Annotated in this window: 16 protein-coding genes and 1 pseudogene; 11 read left to right on the top strand and 6 right to left on the bottom strand. The window is 37.9% G+C overall.

Going from position 1 to position 17989, the window contains the following annotated elements:
- Window positions 1–558, top strand: a pseudogene (locus tag FC19_RS09455) (GH25 family lysozyme); the annotation flags it as partial.
- Between the two features lie 187 nt (window positions 559–745).
- Here FC19_RS09455 and dhaM read toward each other — a convergent pair.
- Genes dhaM through dhaK form a run of 3 tightly spaced genes read right to left on the bottom strand, consistent with a single transcriptional unit; the run spans window position 746 to window position 2697 of the window.
- Window positions 746–1117, bottom strand: coding sequence for a dihydroxyacetone kinase phosphoryl donor subunit DhaM (gene dhaM / locus FC19_RS09450; RefSeq protein WP_057876726.1), 372 nt, complete (start codon window positions 1115–1117; stop codon window positions 746–748).
- Entirely contained in the window at window positions 1114–1689 is a 576-nt protein-coding gene (gene dhaL, locus FC19_RS09445; RefSeq protein ID WP_057876725.1) for a dihydroxyacetone kinase subunit DhaL, read from the bottom strand. Before dhaL ends, dhaM begins: the two co-directional genes overlap by 4 nt.
- A gap of 12 nt (window positions 1690–1701) precedes the next feature.
- Window positions 1702–2697, bottom strand: coding sequence for a dihydroxyacetone kinase subunit DhaK (dhaK, locus tag FC19_RS09440; RefSeq protein ID WP_057876724.1), 996 nt, complete (start codon window positions 2695–2697; stop codon window positions 1702–1704).
- A gap of 209 nt (window positions 2698–2906) precedes the next feature.
- On the opposite strand from dhaK, the gene FC19_RS09435 reads away from it, so the two are divergent.
- Together FC19_RS09435 and FC19_RS09430 are read left to right on the top strand one after the other, a co-directional pair.
- Complete coding sequence (locus tag FC19_RS09435; RefSeq protein ID WP_235809367.1) at window positions 2907–4031, top strand: M24 family metallopeptidase; 1125 nt, start codon at window positions 2907–2909, stop codon at window positions 4029–4031.
- 442 nt (window positions 4032–4473) lie between these two features.
- Window positions 4474–5061 carry a TetR/AcrR family transcriptional regulator gene (locus FC19_RS09430; RefSeq protein ID WP_057876722.1) on the top strand — a complete coding sequence of 196 codons (588 nt, stop codon included), beginning with the start codon at window positions 4474–4476 and terminating at the stop codon, window positions 5059–5061.
- A gap of 217 nt (window positions 5062–5278) precedes the next feature.
- Here the strand turns inward: FC19_RS09430 and FC19_RS09425 are convergent, their stop codons facing one another.
- Complete coding sequence (locus tag FC19_RS09425) at window positions 5279–6310, bottom strand: YeiH family protein (RefSeq protein WP_235809366.1); 1032 nt, start codon at window positions 6308–6310, stop codon at window positions 5279–5281.
- A gap of 105 nt (window positions 6311–6415) precedes the next feature.
- On the opposite strand from FC19_RS09425, the gene FC19_RS09420 reads away from it, so the two are divergent.
- Window positions 6416–7300: a LysR family transcriptional regulator gene (locus FC19_RS09420; protein ID WP_235809365.1), complete on the top strand. Its 885-nt coding sequence runs from the start codon at window positions 6416–6418 to the stop codon at window positions 7298–7300.
- Window positions 7301–7513: 213 nt separating this feature from the next.
- Here the strand turns inward: FC19_RS09420 and FC19_RS09415 are convergent, their stop codons facing one another.
- Window positions 7514–10102, bottom strand: coding sequence for a cation-translocating P-type ATPase (locus FC19_RS09415; RefSeq protein WP_057876720.1), 2589 nt, complete (start codon window positions 10100–10102; stop codon window positions 7514–7516).
- 276 nt (window positions 10103–10378) lie between these two features.
- On the opposite strand from FC19_RS09415, the gene FC19_RS09410 reads away from it, so the two are divergent.
- From FC19_RS09410 to FC19_RS09390, 5 genes are all read left to right on the top strand, one after another.
- Window positions 10379–13147 carry a cation-translocating P-type ATPase gene (locus FC19_RS09410; protein WP_057876719.1) on the top strand — a complete coding sequence of 923 codons (2769 nt, stop codon included), beginning with the start codon at window positions 10379–10381 and terminating at the stop codon, window positions 13145–13147.
- A gap of 302 nt (window positions 13148–13449) precedes the next feature.
- Window positions 13450–13974, top strand: a complete 525-nt coding sequence (gene queF / locus FC19_RS09405) for a preQ(1) synthase (RefSeq protein ID WP_057876718.1) — start codon at window positions 13450–13452, stop codon at window positions 13972–13974.
- 16 nt (window positions 13975–13990) lie between these two features.
- On the top strand, window positions 13991–14695 hold the full coding sequence (queC, locus tag FC19_RS09400; RefSeq protein WP_057876717.1) for a 7-cyano-7-deazaguanine synthase QueC: 705 nt from the start codon (window positions 13991–13993) through the stop codon (window positions 14693–14695).
- 35 nt (window positions 14696–14730) lie between these two features.
- Entirely contained in the window at window positions 14731–15231 is a 501-nt protein-coding gene (locus tag FC19_RS09395) for a QueT transporter family protein (RefSeq protein WP_057876716.1), read from the top strand.
- A 217-nt stretch (window positions 15232–15448) separates the two neighbouring features.
- Window positions 15449–16909, top strand: coding sequence for an amidase (locus FC19_RS09390; RefSeq protein ID WP_057876715.1), 1461 nt, complete (start codon window positions 15449–15451; stop codon window positions 16907–16909).
- A gap of 523 nt (window positions 16910–17432) precedes the next feature.
- Here the strand turns inward: FC19_RS09390 and FC19_RS12010 are convergent.
- Window positions 17433–17543: a TetR family transcriptional regulator gene (locus tag FC19_RS12010; RefSeq protein WP_420805506.1), complete on the bottom strand. Its 111-nt coding sequence runs from the start codon at window positions 17541–17543 to the stop codon at window positions 17433–17435.
- A gap of 16 nt (window positions 17544–17559) precedes the next feature.
- Here FC19_RS12010 and FC19_RS11695 point away from each other — a divergent pair, with 16 nt between their 5' ends.
- Both FC19_RS11695 and FC19_RS09385 read left to right on the top strand, forming a co-directional pair.
- Complete coding sequence (locus FC19_RS11695) at window positions 17560–17709, top strand: hypothetical protein (protein WP_157061306.1); 150 nt, start codon at window positions 17560–17562, stop codon at window positions 17707–17709.
- Window positions 17710–17949 (top strand): hypothetical protein, encoded by a 240-nt coding sequence (locus FC19_RS09385; protein ID WP_057876714.1) that lies wholly within the window; start codon window positions 17710–17712, stop codon window positions 17947–17949.
- Window positions 17950–17989 lie beyond the last annotated feature (40 nt).

Raw genomic sequence — 17989 nt, 5'->3', positions numbered from 1 at the left:
CACTGGTATCTGTTTGATAACAATACTGGAGCGATGAAGACTGGTTTGCAATATATCAAAGATCAAAATAAGACTGTTTATTACAATAACGCTGGTCAGATGCAATATGGGCAGCAGCATGTGAATGGACACTGGTATCTGTTTGATAACAATACTGGAGCGATGAAGACTGGTTTGCAATATATTAAAGGCCAGAAGAAGACAGTGTATTACAATAATGCTGGTCAGATGCAATATGGACAGCAGCATGTGAATGGACACTGGTATTTGTTTGATAACAATACTGGAGCGATGAAGACCGGTTTGCAATATATTAAAGGCCAGAAGAAGACAGTGTATTACAATAATGCTGGTCAGATGCAATATGGGCAGCAGCATGTAAATGGACACTGGTATTTGTTTGATAACAATACCGGAGCGACGAAAATAGGATTTCAGTATATTAGAAACCAGAAAAAAAAGGTTTACTATAATGCTAAGGGACAAATGGTTTATGGTAGACAGAAAATTAACAATCATTGGTATAATTTTGATGTGAAAACAGGTGCTTTAAAATAAAATAGTAATTTAACCGAAATAATATTTTGGGCGCTTAAAAAATGGATTTCCAGGTAATTTAAAAAGGTCATTTAAATAGTAAATAAGGGATTGAAGCAAAATTAATACTTTGCTCCAATCCCTTATTTTATTAGGACAAACTACAATAACATCGGATTTATTTCGATTGTTAGGATATTTTTAGTAACTATTTGATTTTTAAGGGAGCAAGCTGTTCCTCAATTTCACTAAGAGATGCATCAGCTTGAATAAGCGCAGCAGCTGTGTAGGCTCCTTCGATAAAAGCTGTGTCATATAGATGGACGTTTTTGTCTGACATGTCGATTGCTAGTTCTAGGTTCATCTTTGAGCTGCCAATATCATAGAATGCAAGTAGTTCAGATGCTTCGTTTTCCTCGATAGCAGCTAAAATTTTTTCCATGCTAGTTCCGATGTCGTTGTCATTGGTTCCACCAGCATCCGTCAAAGAAATATCTGGGCCCGCTTGAATAAGCAGTTTAGGCAATCCTTGTGCGACTTCAGGAACGTGAGATACAAGAATAATTCCTAATTTTTTCATAATGTTCCCTCCGTTTCCAACAGTGCAGTGAATAAATAACCACTTGAAACAGCTCCTGGATCTAGATGACCGATCGAACGCTCACCTAAATACGAGGCACGGCCCTTTCGTGCTAACATGTCTTTAGTTGAAGCGATAGCGTCATCGATTACTTGTTGAGTGATGGTATCATTTTGTGCAACCGGTGACCAGACATCGATCATGGTTTTATCGCCTTCAGTTGCCCCTCCACGTTTTTTAATCCCTGCTAGTGCCACATCTATAAGTTGGTTGATGTCTTGTGTATCACTGCTTTTTTTTGCCATTTCTAAGAAAGCAGTTCCGTATAAGGGTCCTGAAGCTCCGCCAACTTTGCTAATCAGGCCCATCGCAATAGTTTTAAGGACAGTTTTTAAATCAGGATCTTGAAGTTGGGCTAGGCCCTGTTTAACACCTTCAACACCGCGCATCATATTGTTTCCATGATCACCGTCGCCGATTGGAGTATCTAACTCGCTAAGGTAATCTTTATTTTGTTCTATCTTGAGATAGAATTTATTCATCCATTCTTGTGTGTTTTCAGCTGTCAGCATATTATCTCTCCTTTACCAGGCAATTGTTTCAACAGGATAGTTAAGGTACTTCAACCACGTGCTGTCTGCCAATTCAAAAACTGTCAGTGAAATTCCAGCCATCTCAATCGAGGTCATATAATTTCCAACTTTCATAAAAACAGGTTTGATATTCTGAGTCTCAAGTTGGTCTAATAAATCATGGCTGAAGATATATTGTTCCATTAATGGAGTTGCCCCCATTCCATTGATTAAAACAGCATATTGATGTTTTGGATCTAAATGCTGCTCCTGATTGATTTTAGCTAATAATTCTGAGACCAATTTTTTTGAGCTTTTGATCTTCTCTCGACGATATCCCGGTTCACTATGAATGCCGACACCATATTCAATTTCGTCATCGGCCAATGTAAAACCTGGTTTGCCGACTTCAGGAACTGTTGCAGCTGAAAGAGCAACAGCAATTGTACTGATGTGAGGTAAGGCTGCTTTGGCGAGCTTCTCAATTTCATCTAAACTGGCTCCTTGATCTGCTGCCGCGCCTACCAGCTTGTGCATTAGAACAGTACCTGCAACTCCTCGACGTCCCTGTGTGTAGAGGCTGTCTTCAACAGCAATGTCATCATTAACAATAATCGACTTAATTTTAATGTCGTCTAATTCCGCCATATCTTTGGCCATATCAAAGTTCATAACATCGCCTGAATAATTTTTAATGACAAGAAAAACTCCTTTTCCATGATCTGCTGCTTTAATAGCAGCATATATTTGGTCTGGAGTCGGGGAAGTGAAAACTTGTCCCGCAACGGCGGCACTTAACATACCCTTTCCTACGAAGCCAGCATGTGAAGGCTCATGACCGCTGCCGCCGCCACTGACGATTCCCACCTTACCTATCATAGAGTCTTTGTCACTCCTGACCATCGCTTCTGATCCAGGGATTCTTTCAAGATATTGCGGGTACGCTCTAACCAATCCGTCTACCATTTCTGGAACAGCATTTTGAGGCTCATTAATGATCTTTTTCACTGATTTCACGTTCCTTTCCATTACAATCTCAATTCTATCTGAATACGATTACATTGTAAAAGAATGTTACTTGAAAATATGAATCCATAAAAATATTTTAGTAGAGTGAGTGCTTTGAGATTATATTTGCATTCATCCAAAAAGCAAGTACTTGCTTTTTGGAGAGGAGAGAGTATAAACTAGCTGATATAGAAAAGTGAGGGGTTTTTATGATGAATATATTAGATAACGAAATACTTAATAGGATCGACAAGACACAAATGAAAATAAAAGAAAGTAATTTAGATGCATATGTAGTTACCGATCCAGAAGATATATGGTATTTGACCAACATTAATTATAGCCCTGAACAGAGGCCATTCCTGTTTCTACTGTTTCCTGATCAAAAACCGTTATTTATTGTTCCAAAACTAGAAGAAACGCACGTTGAAGTTCCATACTTTACCTATAATATCGATACCTACTTTGATGTGACATCAGAAAAAGGACATAATTGGTATGAGGTGCTTGCAAATGTGCTTGAAGGAAAAAAGAGGGTTGGTATTGAAAATAATGCACAGCTTTTTATTACACAGGAAGAACCAAATATTAATTGGATTTCAAAAACTATAATAAAAGAATTACGCGCAGTCAAAAGCGCTTATGAATTAAACAAAATAAAATTTACTGCTAAACAATGTAGCGATGTTCTCTGTCAGACCTTGGATATGGTTAAAACAGGTACAGCGATTGCGGAAGCTTATATGCTGCCGTACAAGATGAAACAAGACATTATTCAAAATAATTTCAGTATAACTAATAGAATAACTAATTGTGTGTGGAATGCTGATTATAGCTATATGCCGCATAGTATTCCAGACTTAGATTCAATTGTAAAAGCTGGACCTAATATTGATATCTCTATTTTTAGGATAGCCGGTTATGCAGCGGAATGTGAAAGAACATTTTTTACAGAGGAACCAACAAGTGAAGAAGCAGAACATTTCCAGCAGATGATGGCTGCTAGAAAATTGATGCTAAGCATGATTCACCCAGGAGTTGAAGCGGCTGAGATTGAAAGGAAAGTTCTGAATTGTTTGAAGGAGTATGGAGTGAACGATAAGGTTCTTCATCGCCCAGGGCATGGTATAGGACTCAATAATCATGAAGAACCAACCTTATCATTGGGAAACAGCACTAAACTTAAAGAAAACATGGTGATCTCAGTAGAACCCGGAATCTATTTCAATAACCATGGGGGATATCGTCATTCTGATACTGTCAGGGTGACCAAAGATGGATATGAATTTTATACGAAAGCTCCGGATAAATTGGATGATTTAATATTGAAATAGGATTAGTGTTTCTAGTTCTTCAGTACTGACAGTTAGTTAGAAATAGAGATGAAAAAAACGGCTGGTGCAATTTTTATTGCTAATAGGCTGTTTTTTTAGTAACAGTGAAGAAAGAATTTTAGAAAAAAAGAATGTGAAAAAAGCTCAGTGATAAATCAAATAATATAAAATCTTTAATATTTACTAAGAAATCTGCATTTTTAAAGAAAAATTTGCGAAGTTTGTGTAATGGCGCTATATTTTTAAGGGTGGAGAGATTTATTAATTTATGCTCAAAGCAAGATGGGGCTAATTATATTTAAGAAACAAAATAACTGCTTGTCTCCCTTGGAGAATGAGTAAAAGATCTGGTTCTAAAATGCCCGTCAGTATTAATACTCTAATGAGCCACTGGACTGTCAGATAACAGAGTGACTTCTTGCCTAGTAAAATGGAGGATACTATGGGAAAAGAAAGTACAAGAATTAAACTAATCAAAGCCTTTACCCAATTGCTGGTTGAAAATGGGTATCAGGCGGCTACTACAAGCAAGACGGCAAAACTTGCAGGGGTTAACGAAGGATCCATCTTTAGGATTTTTAAAAATAAACGTGGGTTACTGCAGGCTTTAATTGATCAGTGTATGCAAGATATAAAGTTATTGCAGCATGCCGATATTGCAAAAATGACAATTGAAGAATGCCTCCAAAAAAGTGCTCAGCAATATCAGGCGTTCATGATAAAGCATCAAGCACTAGTGGTAGTTGGAGTAAAGGAATCACTGGAATTAAGAGAAGTGGGCGAAGCAATCGAGAAAGTGTCAGCACATTTCAAGGAGGTAATTGAAAAAATTTTGATGGAGAAAGCAGAATCCGGCTGTCTTTCTAAAAAGATAAACCCTAAAATTCAAGCAAATAATTTTATATGGTTGAACTTTGGTTATTTTATAACAAATAAGAGGTTTAATTATACTGAATCGAGAGGAATTGAAGAAAACGAGGATATGATTTTGAAGGAACATGTTCTTGAGTATATAAAGGGAATAGTTTAAGATAGTCAGCGACAGGAAAGAGGCTGGAACAAAAATGTTCCAGCCTCTTGTACTACCTTGCAATAGTCGTATTAATATATTTTAGCGGTCCACTCTTTTCGCTGTATTCACATTTTTTGAAATCTTAAAATGCAGTTGGTGTTAATTCAGTGGGTATTTGTGAAACGACGTTTCAATAAAAATTTATAAGCAAAAGTAAACTTCTTTTTCTCTTAGTTTAAAAAAACAATTTGCTGGCAGCCATAACAACAAGCATAAGAATGCATGAACAAATAAAGGCTGCGGCGAAGGCATTGCGGCCACGGTGGATTATAGTGTCAAAATTAACGTTCATCCCTAAAGCTGCCATCGCCATGCCTAGGACGATATAGGCAAGTTTGACCAACAGAGCTAATACACTGGTTGGTATAGGAAGAAAAGATCCAAGAATACTGGTGAGAATGAATCCGGCCATAAACCAAGGTATGGGTAACTTGGCTTTAGCTCCCTCAGAGTTAGACTGTGGATGTTTTTTTTGATACCAAATACCGATCAGTAAAGCAACAGGAGCTAGTAGCAGAACTCTTGAGAGCTTAGTAATGATGGCAGCATCCAGTCCCACTGGCCCCGCTGCGCTGCCGGCTGCAACTGCATGCGCTATCTCGTGCAAGGAGCCGCCGGTGAAAACGCCAAATTGAGTTGGAGTCATATGCAAAAACGGTTTTAAACCGATTTCGATTAATGTAAAAATAGTTCCAAGTATCGCTACAGTTGCGACTGCCAGTACTTCGTTTTCTTGCTGCTGTTTTTCTTTGTCTTTAGAAACCTTAATTTGAGGCGAAACGCCCATAACGGCAGCCGCTCCGCAGACACCTGACCCAGTCGCAGTTAAGATAGCCAGCTCACGTTCGACCCCCATCTTTCTTGAAACCCAATAAGTTAGGAAAATCATTCCAGTTACTATACATATTGCTAGCAAAATCGATTTAACGCCAGCTTGTGCTAATTGAACAAGGTTTAGTTTAAAACCAAGTAGAATAATACCTAAGCGCAAAAATTTATTTGAAATAAAGCCTGATTCGGATCTGGCTTGTTTAATTAGAGTTGGCTGAATTTGCAGAATAATTCCTAACAGCATCGATAATACCAAAGCACCAACAAGAGATAAATAAGGCAATTGTGCTAAAAATGATCCGATAATAGCACAAATAAGTGTTATGAAAAATGAAATCCAAAAGCCGGATTTTCTTAATTTGTTAATGATTGACAAAACGTAACCTCCTTGAAGTAATAATTAGAGTATAACTAATTTTTTGAATAAGAAAAAATAATGATTTATTATTGAATTATAATTTATACTTATATAAAAGGAGGAGTGACTTTGTTAGATCAATTATATTTAACTTTTTTAGTTTTGACGCGAACGCATTCATATACCAAGACCGCTGAAAAGTTGTATATTTCCCAACCTGCTGTAACACAGCAGATTCAGCGTTTAGAGGAAAAATTAGGCTTGAAGCTTGTTCATTATCATCGGCCTAATTTAAAAATTACGCCAGCTGGAGAAGAGTTAGCAGACTTTTTGCAAAGAACTAGCGTGCAATCACAACAGTTACTTGAACGGATTCAGACACCGAATAAGTTTCAAGAAGTTAATTTCAGTACAACTCGTTCACTTAGTGAGTTTTTAGCGCCACAATTGATAGAGGAGATTGCAGCGCGCGGTGAATTTAGAAAAATAAGCTGTCATGTTGGAAATACAGAACAAGCGCTAACAGCAGTAAGAACTGGGAAAAGTCAATTTGCATTGGTTGAAGGCAATTTTGATAAGAAAAAATTTGGATATAAGATAATTAGATCAGAGCCTTTCATAGCTGTTGTTTCAAAGAAACATCCGTTAACAAGGTATAAAAGTCTCACATGGAGTGATCTTGTGAAGACGCCTCTTCTTGTTAGGGAAGAAGGATCAGGTTCGCGCGAAATACTAGCAAGCCTTGCACGAGCAGAGAATGTTAGTTTGAGTGATTTTGAACATTTGATAGTTATTTCTGAGCCACTTTTAATTAAACGCTTGTTGTTAGACGGAATTGGTATAAGTTTTCTATATCGTTCACTGGTAGCAGATCAATTGAAAAATAGTCAGTTAGTGGAGTTGCCAATGCTTGACAATGGACAGACAGCGCACGATTTATACCTAATATATGCAAGAGACAGTTACTTCAAGAAGGATTATGAAGAGTGGATAAGCGTATTAAAATAAGCAAAATATATTTAAAAGAACTCGGTCAAAAGTTAAATTTGATCGAGTTCTCTTATTAGTTCCGTTTAAACTTTGGATTACGCATAGAAAAAAATACTGTATTTGTAATCTCACTTTAGTATTCAAGTTTTACCGACTTATGACATCTTTTGCCTGTTATCGTAAGACTTTAAAATTATAGATTATTTGCAGAGTAGTTCGTAACACTAAAGATTACCCTTTCAGGTTCAATTGTATTTTTTTATTGATCTCCAATAGAATGGTAGGAATAAACATTGCCATGAGACTAATAGTCCATTGAAAAGGGGACAGTTGTACTAGACCAAATGAACTTTGTAATGGTGGGATCAATGCAACCAGAACAATGATTGCTGCAGCAATCAGCAAAGCAATATTCAAAGCATGGTTTGACTTGATTGACGCTAATGTTAAAGGTTCACGGGTTTTAATCGGGTAGATATCGATCATAGAGCCCATGGACAATGTTAAGAACAACATTGTCGCGCCAACTGGAGAGTTATTGTCAGTCAAAATGAAACGCCCAAGAGCGTATATTGATAAGGTTAGAACCGTATAGATCATTGAACGGATAAACATACGTGAGCCGACACCGTTACTGAAAATACTTTGATTACTTGGAATAGGTGATTGACGCATAGCACCTGCTTCTCCTTGTTCACGTGAAAGATAAAATCCTGGGATCCCGTCAGCTAAAACATTTATCAGTAATAATTGTTCTGCGATCAGTGGGACACCCCATCCGAAAAGAACACTGCCAACCATTAGAAAGATTTGTGCAAAATTAACACTGACCAAAAACTCGATGGCTTTTAAAACGTTTTGATATATTGTACGTCCAGAAGAAACGGCCGCGATAATCGTTGCAAAGTTATCATCAGTTAGGATCAAATCTGAGGCTCCCTTTGCGACCTCGGTCCCCGTGATGCCCATAGCTATTCCTACATCTGCGGCTTTAAGAGCAGGTGCATCGTTAACACCGTCACCAGTCATGGCAACAACTTTACCCTGTTGTTGCCAAGCTTTGACAATTCTAATTTTATCTTCAGGCGAAACTCTTGCAAAAACACTAGCTTTGTCTATTTTCTGGTTCAGTGTTTTGTCGTCCCATTTTGTCAGATCTGCTCCACTTACAGCAAGATCTCCTTTTTGATAAATTCCAATTTGAGTAGCAATCGCACGTGCCGTTGTTTTGTGATCACCAGTAATCATGATGGTCTTAATACCAGCGCTTTTGGCTTGACGAACAGCTTTTTTTGCTTCCGGACGTGGAGGATCGATTAATCCGATAATACCGGCAAAGGTCAGCTTCTCTTCGAGATCTTCAATGGGCTTTTGAGGCTCTTCTTCAAATTCACGATACGCGACACCTAAAACACGCAAGGCGTCATTTGCAAATTCGTCATGGATTTTATTTATTTTCTGTTTGTCGGAGTCGGGGAGAGTAATTGGAAGTTTATCTAGAGCACCTTTTACGATTAAGAGAAAATGTCCATTTTTTAATTTGTGCAGAGTAGACATTGTTTTTCTTTCTGATGAAAAAGGCCTTTCGGAAATTCGAGGCGCATCTTGTTCAAAATGCTCGCGTGAAAGATGATGCTGGTGCAGTAGTCGAATGATAGCAAGCTCGGTTGCATCGCCTTCAATATGATCTTCCTCGACAACAGCGTTGGTATCCAACGCGAAAAGACGCATTAATTTGGTTGCTGAATCACTAAGTGGGTGCTTGACTTTTATATTTTCAGGTCTGTTATTAAATGACCAGAGGCGCGTAATTGTCATTTTATTTTGTGTTAATGTTCCTGTTTTATCAGATGCAATAACGTCGACGCTTCCGAGAGTTTCAACTGAATTCAACCTGCGAATAATTGCATTGCGCTTCGCCATGTTCTGAACACCGACTGAAAGACTGATCGTGACAATGACGGGTAAAGTTTCTGGGACTGCAGCAACTGCCAAAGAGACACCAATCATTAAATTATCCATCACATTGCCTAACTCATGCAATGTGCTGAGAAAGAAAATAAAAATACCGCTGACGATAGCAATAAAAGTCATGATAAGAGAAAGACGAGAGAGCCGCCGCTGTAAGACTGTCTTATGCCTCTTAGTAGAATTAAGCAGGTCTGCAATTTTTCCAATTTCAGTTTTCATTCCGACTGCTGAGACGATCATGGTTCCAGTTCCGTGTGTAACTAAAGTTCCTGAAAAAGCTTTGTTTACTTGATCACCAATGGAATCGGGAACTGTTTCTGGAGCTTTTGTCGTCTTTTCAACTGGCTCACTTTCTCCTGTCAGTATTGCTTCATCAATGTTTAAAGCATTCAGTTTTTTTAATTCTCCATCTGCGGGTACTTGGTCCCCAGCATTTAAAGTAATAATGTCACCAACGACAACATCGGAAATAGCAATTTTCTGCGTTGTCCCCCCACGAATGACGTTCGCAGTAGGCTCACTCATGTCTCTAAGTGCAGCTAACGATTTTTCGGCACTGTGTTCTTGATACAAGCCAATCAGGACATTTAAAACAACGATTGATCCGATCACAATTGGTTTAGTCCAGCCTCCGTCATATGAAATTGCCATATATGCCGACAATGCCACTGCAAACAACAGAATAAGTGAAGTTATCTCGGTCAATTGAAGGAAAAGTTTTTTCAAAATACTTTCTTTTTTGGCATCTTGTAAAATATTTCTTCCGAATTTTTCACGGTTTTCTGAAACTTGTGCAGAGGTGAGCCCCTTTTCTAGATTTTCCGTTTGTTTTGGTTCAGGAGTTGCCATTTTCTCACTTCCCTATCTTTTTTATAGTAGTTTTTAAATTTTGAGAAAAATACGACTAGAAACAATATGCTCAAATTTAGTGTAACAAAAAATGTATTTTTTTTTAAATATATGAACTTTTGACAATATAATTCTTATGTCAGAGAAATCTTTCGGTATTTTTAAATGATATGAAATTCAACAATTTAAGCGCTTAAAAAAATAGAATAACGTTTAGAAAAAGAGTATTATGGCGGTGTAGATAGTAAGCATTATACAAGTGGGAGTGATGATAGAATGATCCAGAGGAAGATAGAAACAGATGCTGTTGCTTCCAGCAAGGGAAAAGAACTTTTTGAATTGCTGGGATCTTCTATGCAAGGCCTGACTGAAGCAGAAGTGGAGAGGCGTTTAGATTATTTCGGACCTAACGAAATACAGCAGACTAAGAAACGATCGCAACTACGAATTTTTGCGAAAAATTTTGTTAGTTTAATGGCTCTTTTATTATGGGTCAGTGGAGCAATCGCGCTTTTTGCGGGAATGCCAGAACTTGGCATTGCCATTTGGCTCGTGAATATCATTAACGGACTCTTCAGTTTTTGGCAGGAATACGCTGCCCAAAAAGCGACAAACTCATTGAAAAAAATGTTACCGACATACACGACCGTAATCAGAAATAATAATAGTCAGCAGATAGATGCAAAAAAGCTTGTTCCAGGGGATATTTTCCTAGTTCAAGCAGGAAATAGCATTTCAGCTGATGCAAGAATTCTTTCGTCTGAAGCCTTAGAGATTGATGAATCAGCTTTAACTGGAGAATCTGAAACTGTAAGCAAGAGTAAAAATTATCTAAAAACAGAGGGACAGTTCGGACAAAATAACATTATTTATGCTGGAACGACTGTTGCAAGAGGAACGGCGACCGTCATAGCTTTTCATACAGGAATGGCTACAGAGTTCGGGAAGATCACCAACTTGACACAAAAACAGGGAAAGTCGAAATCGCCACTGCAGGTGGAATTAAACCGTTTGACTAAGCAAATATCAGTGATAGCAATTATAATCGGGTTGATTTTTTTTCTGGCGGCTGTTTTTTTTGTGCATTACCCGTGGAATAAATCGTTCGTTTTTGCATTGGGAATGATTGTAGCTTTTATACCAGAAGGGCTATTGCCGACTGTTACACTATCATTAGCACAAGGCGTGCAGCGAATGTCCAAAAAACATGCGCTTGTTAAAGAATTAAGCAGTGTTGAAACATTAGGTGAAACAAGTGTCATTGCTTCGGATAAGACTGGAACTCTAACACAGAATCAGATGACAATTAATCATTTGTGGCTCTTAGATGATAATTTTAAAGTTACTGGCGAAGGATATAGTAATAATGGACAGATTCAAAAGGAAAAACAAAAAGTCGATATTGAGAAGCATCCAGATCTGAAATTATTATTAACTATCTCCGCATTAAATAATGATTCGAAATTGGAGAAGACTGTAGACGAGAAAACAAAAGTCATTGGAACACCAACTGAAGCGGCCCATATAATAGTCGCTGAAAAAGCTGGTATCGAAATTGAGCGGCTTGTTGAAGAACAACCGCGTCTTAAAGAATTGCCGTTCGATTCAAACCGGAAGTTAATGACGACAATTCATTCGGTTAATGGCAAGAAAATTGCCTATGTGAAAGGTGCTCTGAGCAGCATTATGCAGCGCGCAAATAAAATTCGTGTTAATGGGGAAGTCCATGTCTTAAACAATGAAGACCGCAAATTAATTGAGGCAGCGAACAAACATTATGCATCAATGGGGCTCCGTTCATTGGCACTCGCATATCATGAATTGACGGAACATGAGGTGCAAATGAATGATCAGACGGTTATTGAAAATAATCTGGTTTTTATTGGCTTAACGGTTATGGCAGATCCACCCCGACCAGAAGTTTATGCTGCAATAAAGAAATGCCATGATGCAAAGATTCGTGTCATTATGGTAACAGGTGATAGCGCACTGACAGCTAAGAGTGTGGCTCTTAAGATCGGAATGGTCAGTGAAAAGGTACGAGTGATAACAGGTGAAGAACTTGAAAAAATGGATGATCAAACTTTGCGTGATGAGATCAAACAAGAAGTTATTTTTGCGCGCGTTGCACCTGAACACAAGTATCGAATAGTTAAGGCGTGCCAAGCCAATGGTGATATTGTTGCATCGACCGGTGACGGAGTAAACGATGCTCCTGCTCTGAAGCAGGCTGACATAGGTATTGCGATGGGGGTTACGGGGACAGATGTTGCTAAAGATGCAGCTGACATGATATTGACTGATGATAATTTTGCTTCGATCGTTGCAGCTGTTGAAGAAGGTCGGACAGTCTATAGCAACATTCAAAAATTTTTACTGTATATTCTAAATTCAAATGTTCCTGAAGCAATTCCATCTGTTTTGTTTCTTTTTTCACGAGGAATGATCCCGCTGCCGTTGACGGTCATGCAAATTTTAACCGTTGATCTAGGGACCGATATGCTGCCAGCATTAGGACTGGGAGCTGAAAAAAGCGAACCAGGCGTCATGGAACAGCCGCCACGTGCACGAGATAGCCATTTGCTTTCACATTCAGTTATTTGGAAGGCTTTCGCATGGTATGGAGCCGGCGCGGCATTGATTTCAACATTTGCATATTTTTTTGTAAATTATTTACATGGGTATACGATTTCAAATCTTGCGGAACACGGTGCAGTTTATGTTCAAGCGACAACAATGACTTTAGCAGCAATTGTATTTTGCCAAGTGGCTGCAGCAATCAACTGCCGAACGAAGAAAACGTCCGTTTTGACAATTGGTTTTTTCAGTAATAGACATATTATTTGGGGGATTGTCAGCGAAATTATTTTATTAGCGTTGTTGATATATGTTCCAGTTTTGCAAGGGTTGTTCAACACGATTTCTATTGGTTTTGTTGAGTGGATCTTTTTAGTTTCAATTCCAATTCCGCTCGTTTTGATTGAAGAGACGAGAAAGTATTTTGTCCGGCGTAAGGTGAAGAAAGAGGAAAACGTTAATATTTGAGGTGCTTTGTATTCAAATGTGTTTTACTAAAAGATAGAAGTAATAGATGTGTTGGAAATCTGGAATACTTGAGTGAAAATATATTTAGTCAGATTTTTTGGGTGTGTCAATGCAGATCTGCTTTTGAATTTATGGGCCGTGGTGAAATTTTGTTTTGCCATAGCCCATTTTTATATCGAACAAAAATTTAATTTACAAAATCATAAATTGTAGTGTAATATTGATAAAGTTGAGCTTAGTCAACAAGATGGAGTATGGTATATCCTTGAAAACCTCCATAAAAAAACAAAGGAGATCTACACATGAAAAACATACATCATTCACGCACTTCAAATGAGCTTGCGGGCGTAACGGAATTAGGTAGTAATGAAACACATTATTCCAGTGATTACGATCCGTCAGTCCTCGAAACATTTGTCAACAAACATCCCCAAAATGATTATTTGGTGACCTTTGATGGTTACGAATTTACAAGTTTGTGTCCTAAAACGGGGCAGCCAGATTTTGCTAACGTCTTTATTTCATATATTCCTACAGAAAAAATGGTTGAAAGTAAAAGTCTTAAATTATATCTTTTTAGTTTCAGAAATCACGGAGATTTTCATGAAGACTGCATGAATATTATTCTCGATGACTTATATAAACTGATGAATCCAAAATACATTGAAGTTTTGGGACTATTTACGCCTCGTGGGGGGATTTCAATCTATCCTTTTGTAAACCGTGTTAACCCAGACTTTGAGACTGAAGAATTACGCAACTTAGCATTTCAGCGAAAGCTAAATTTTTTAGGTAACATTCAAAATTATGGGCGCGCAATTCGCTAGGGGGGGCGTTTTTATTATGGGACAAGTAGTTTTATTATCTGGTGGAATGGACTCTGCCACGTGCCTAGCACTTGCTATCAAAAAATATGGAGTTGAGCACGTTATTACGTTGGCTTTTACATATGGTCAAAAACATGACTTAGAGATTATCAATGCACGTCAAGTCGCACGCTTTTTTGGTGTCAAATTGTTGGAAGCGGCTGTTGATCGTAAAATATTTACCGGCTCAGATTCTACATTGCTTAAGGGCAATGGAGCTATTGAAGAAAAAAGTTATTCTGAGATTATGCGAGAAAAAGGTGCCAAAATTGTTGATACTTATGTTCCCTTTCGAAATGGTCTAATGCTCTCACAAGCTGCTGCACTTGCATATAGCAGTCATCTGGATGAGGTTGCATATGGAGCTCACGCTGATGATGCGGCAGGGAATGCTTATCCAGATTGTTCACCAGCTTTTTATGAGTCGATGCGTGCTGCAATTGTTGCTGGAACAGATGGAAAGGTAACAATGACTGCGCCCTTGATAGAGCTGACTAAAGCCGGCGTTGTTAGCCTTGGTCACCAGCTTGGAGTACCGTTTGAGTTGACTCGTTCATGCTATGAGGGCCGTGAGTATGCTTGTGGAAAATGTGGAACTTGTCGAGATAGGATTAGTGCTTTTAAACAAAACGGTTTGAAAGACCCAATTAAATATGAACAAACTCCTGATTGGAATGCTTAGAACTTATTCAAAATACGAAAAGGAAATTCAATAAAATGGAAAATAAGAATATTAAATTACTAACAATTAATGCGGTTTTAGCAGCTATTTATGTTTTGCTAACAATGCTTTTTGCCAGTTTTTCTTTTGGGGCTATTCAAATTAGAATTGCAACTGCTCTCTACCAACTGGTTGCGTACGATAAAAAGTATTTTTGGGGAATGGTTTTAGGTGTAACGATTGCCAATCTTTTGTTTAGTCCTCTTGGACTGCTAGATATTTTGGTTGGATGGGGTGTCACGGGCCTCGGACTGGCTCTCGCTATTTTGATCAATAGGAAAGTCAAGAAACTAGCTGTTCGTTCTCTGGTTGTGGGACTATGTGTGTCCTTTGGAATGATTTTTGTTGCTCTAGAATTGGTTTATGTTTCAAAAGCACCATTTCTGATTACTTACGTTTATCTGATAGCCGGACAAGCAGTTTCACAAATTATCGGTTATGTGCTGTTCGGTATTATTAATACTAAGATCAGCTTAAAACGTTTAATTGAGCAATAATGACAATTTAAAGAAATTTTACAATTAAAGACATTGGTGAAAATGAGTTTTCGAAGTTAAACGAATAATGTTTAAAAAGACGGAATTAAGGGAAATAAATTTCTTGATTCCTTTTTTCTAACTAATTTTTCAAGCTTGCATAATGTTCTGTATTCAGTTTAAAATTGAATTAGTATTTAGAAAACGTTTCCGTTGAAAACGAAGGGAATGATGTAAGATGGTCATGGATGCACTAGGGATGTCTGAAGCGCTCCGGGATGGTAAAATCGACCGATTAGAACTTATCAAGGAAAGTTATCAAAAAATAGATCAGCTAAATGGTAAATTGAACGCTGTAATTCAAAGACGTGATGAGCGTGCACTACGAGAAGCAGAAAAATTTGTTGATAAAGGACAGCCCTTTGCAGGTATTCCATTGTTATTAAAGGGACTCGGGCAAAATCTTGCAGGGGAGCCGGATACTAATGGAGCACGTCTGTTGAAAAATAATTATGCACAAGAAACAGATAACTTTGTTAATCGTCTTCAAAAAGCTGGTTTTATTGTTATTGGTCAGACCAATGTCCCAGAGTTTGGCTTTAAAAACATTACTGATCCCACTTTATATGGAGCAGCACATAATCCATGGAATTTGCAATATTCGCCTGGTGGATCATCGGGTGGATCAGCTAGCGCAGTAGCTGCCGGAATTGTTCCAATAGCTGCGGGAAATGATGGTGGAGGTTCAATAAGAATACCTGCTTCTTTCTCGGGATTGATTGGTTTGAAACCCACTCGGGGACGCGTTCCGGTTGGGCCGACATCTTGGCGTGGGTGGCAAGGTGCAGCAATCAACTTTGCATTAACTAAGTCAATACGAGATACAGCTGCTTTATTAGATGCTTTGCAGATTGTTCAACCAGCAGCACCCTTTCAAACTCCATTATTCAAGCCTGGATTTTTGGCACGAATTGAGCAACCCTTTAAACGAAAACTAAGAGTGGCGTACAGTATTGAATCACCTGTTGGCTCAACTGTAAGCCAGGAGGCTAAAGCAGCTGTTTTAGAAGTAGTCACTTTTTTGAATAGTCTGGGAATTCAAACCAATGAAATCGAAAATCCCTTAAACGGTCCTGAATTGATGCAAAGTTACTACATTGTCAATGCTGGAGAAACGGCAAGCATGTTTCAAAAAATTGAGCAGAAAATAGGACGTAAAGTAACATCTGCAGATATGGAGCTTACAACGTGGGCTATTTACCAAGCGGGATTGCTGTTGAGTGCAAAAGATTATAGTAAGACATTAAGTTTATGGGATGAGGCCAGCGCTGTAATGGATCGATTGTATGAGAGTTATGATGCATATTTGACACCGACAACGGCTTATATAGCACCCAAAATCAATGCAGAGTTAATTACAGTGAAAAGTTTAAAAAAAATGCGGCACGTGACAGAATTAAATAAAGACGAACGGCTAAACTTGATCTCTGAGTTTTTCGAAAGAAGTTTAAAGTTGACACCATTTACTCAACAAGCAAATATGACTGGACAGCCTGCGATCAGCTTACCGACCTTTGTGTCTAAAAAAGGACTGCCGTTGGGAGTTCAATTTATTGGCCGTAAAGGGGATGAAGCTACTTTAATGCAGTTGGGACGGTTATTTGAAAGAAACCATATGTTTAAAATGTTAGACGAATGAATGCTAAAAAAAATATTTAGTATGGAATATCCCATACTAAATTGGAAATAATATATTAAAGGCTGGGTTAAAAGATATTTTGATCCAGCCATTTTAAGCGTGAAGCTTTTTAGCGCGAGCAATGAACGCTATTTGGAATTACTGAGATTGCGGGAAATTTACTAATTTTTACTGCAACCCCTAGTTACGATGTTAATTAAATTCGTGAAAGTTTGCTTAGAGTCTTCACAAGGTTTGTGTAACCTCTTCTGGCTGTTTAGGATTTTCTTTAATAAAACATTCCAAAAACCACCAGTTGAAAAGGTCATAATATAGTTTATTTCAGTTTGGGTGCCTTGTATATGCCAAGAAACTTGAAACATGGTATAAATTTTTGCTGATTGGGGTGTCCACATAATCAATAAACGATTGCATAAATTGCTTTTTATCAGCAAACGCAGGTTTTCTTTTTCAGGCCACCAAAAATTAAAAAAGTTTTTAAGATAGTTTCAAAAGAAGTGTTTGATATTTCAATTTTTTCTAATTATTTCAGATAACGGTTGATTGTATTATGGCAATAATAGTCAACTAGATTATCCTTACTTTTAAAAGAACGGTAAAAAGTACGTCTGGCTAGTTGGGCTTCGGCAGCAATTGCTGAAAATAAATATTTGAAAGATATGTATGATGGGAATAGGAATCTTAGTGAAGCATCTCAGAAAATCGCAAAAAAAAATGCAGTGCTAAGTCAGGAAGCTCTAAGCAGTTTTATGACTGTTGTTAAAAATAATACAGAGATGTCATCAATGGAATCTCAGTAGATGGAAAAAGCTATGCTTGAGATAGTCGTTGGACAGTCTAAAATAACGCAGACTACTGGACTCTTTGCTCAAAGCGAAGAATTAAAAACAGCATTCCAGTATATCCAACATACAAAAAATGCTAAAATAACACATACATTTAGTGAGACATACATCTTTGCAGCAACTTTTGTGCTGCTCTGCTCACCGATTGCGTTATGGTCAGAGGAGAGAAAAATCCAAAAAACTAATTTTATATAAACGGATTTACATTGTAAAAAGTTTTTTGAGAGATTTGCCA

This window comes from Liquorilactobacillus aquaticus DSM 21051, assembly GCF_001436755.1.
Taxonomy (GTDB): domain Bacteria; phylum Bacillota; class Bacilli; order Lactobacillales; family Lactobacillaceae; genus Liquorilactobacillus; species Liquorilactobacillus aquaticus.
Note: the sequence above shows the minus strand (reverse complement) of the source record. Positions and strands in the feature narration are given on the sequence as shown.

Excerpts from the sequence above, each read along its gene's own strand:
- FC19_RS09395 (WP_057876716.1), top strand. The coding sequence starts at position 14,731 with ATGGAAAATAAGAATATTAAATTACTAACAATTAATGCGGTTTTAGCA.
- FC19_RS09390 (WP_057876715.1), top strand. The coding sequence starts at position 15,449 with ATGGTCATGGATGCACTAGGGATGTCTGAAGCGCTCCGGGATGGTAAA.
- FC19_RS09415 (WP_057876720.1), bottom strand. The coding sequence starts at position 10,102 with ATGGCAACTCCTGAACCAAAACAAACGGAAAATCTAGAAAAGGGGCTC.
- dhaL (WP_057876725.1), bottom strand. The coding sequence starts at position 1,689 with ATGCTGACAGCTGAAAACACACAAGAATGGATGAATAAATTCTATCTC.
- FC19_RS09430 (WP_057876722.1), top strand. The coding sequence starts at position 4,474 with ATGGGAAAAGAAAGTACAAGAATTAAACTAATCAAAGCCTTTACCCAA.
- queC (WP_057876717.1), top strand. The coding sequence starts at position 13,991 with ATGGGACAAGTAGTTTTATTATCTGGTGGAATGGACTCTGCCACGTGC.
- FC19_RS09435 (WP_235809367.1), top strand. The coding sequence starts at position 2,907 with ATGATGAATATATTAGATAACGAAATACTTAATAGGATCGACAAGACA.
- FC19_RS09410 (WP_057876719.1), top strand. The coding sequence starts at position 10,379 with ATGATCCAGAGGAAGATAGAAACAGATGCTGTTGCTTCCAGCAAGGGA.
- dhaM (WP_057876726.1), bottom strand. The coding sequence starts at position 1,117 with ATGAAAAAATTAGGAATTATTCTTGTATCTCACGTTCCTGAAGTCGCA.
- queF (WP_057876718.1), top strand. The coding sequence starts at position 13,450 with ATGAAAAACATACATCATTCACGCACTTCAAATGAGCTTGCGGGCGTA.
- FC19_RS09385 (WP_057876714.1), top strand. The coding sequence starts at position 17,710 with ATGGAAAAAGCTATGCTTGAGATAGTCGTTGGACAGTCTAAAATAACG.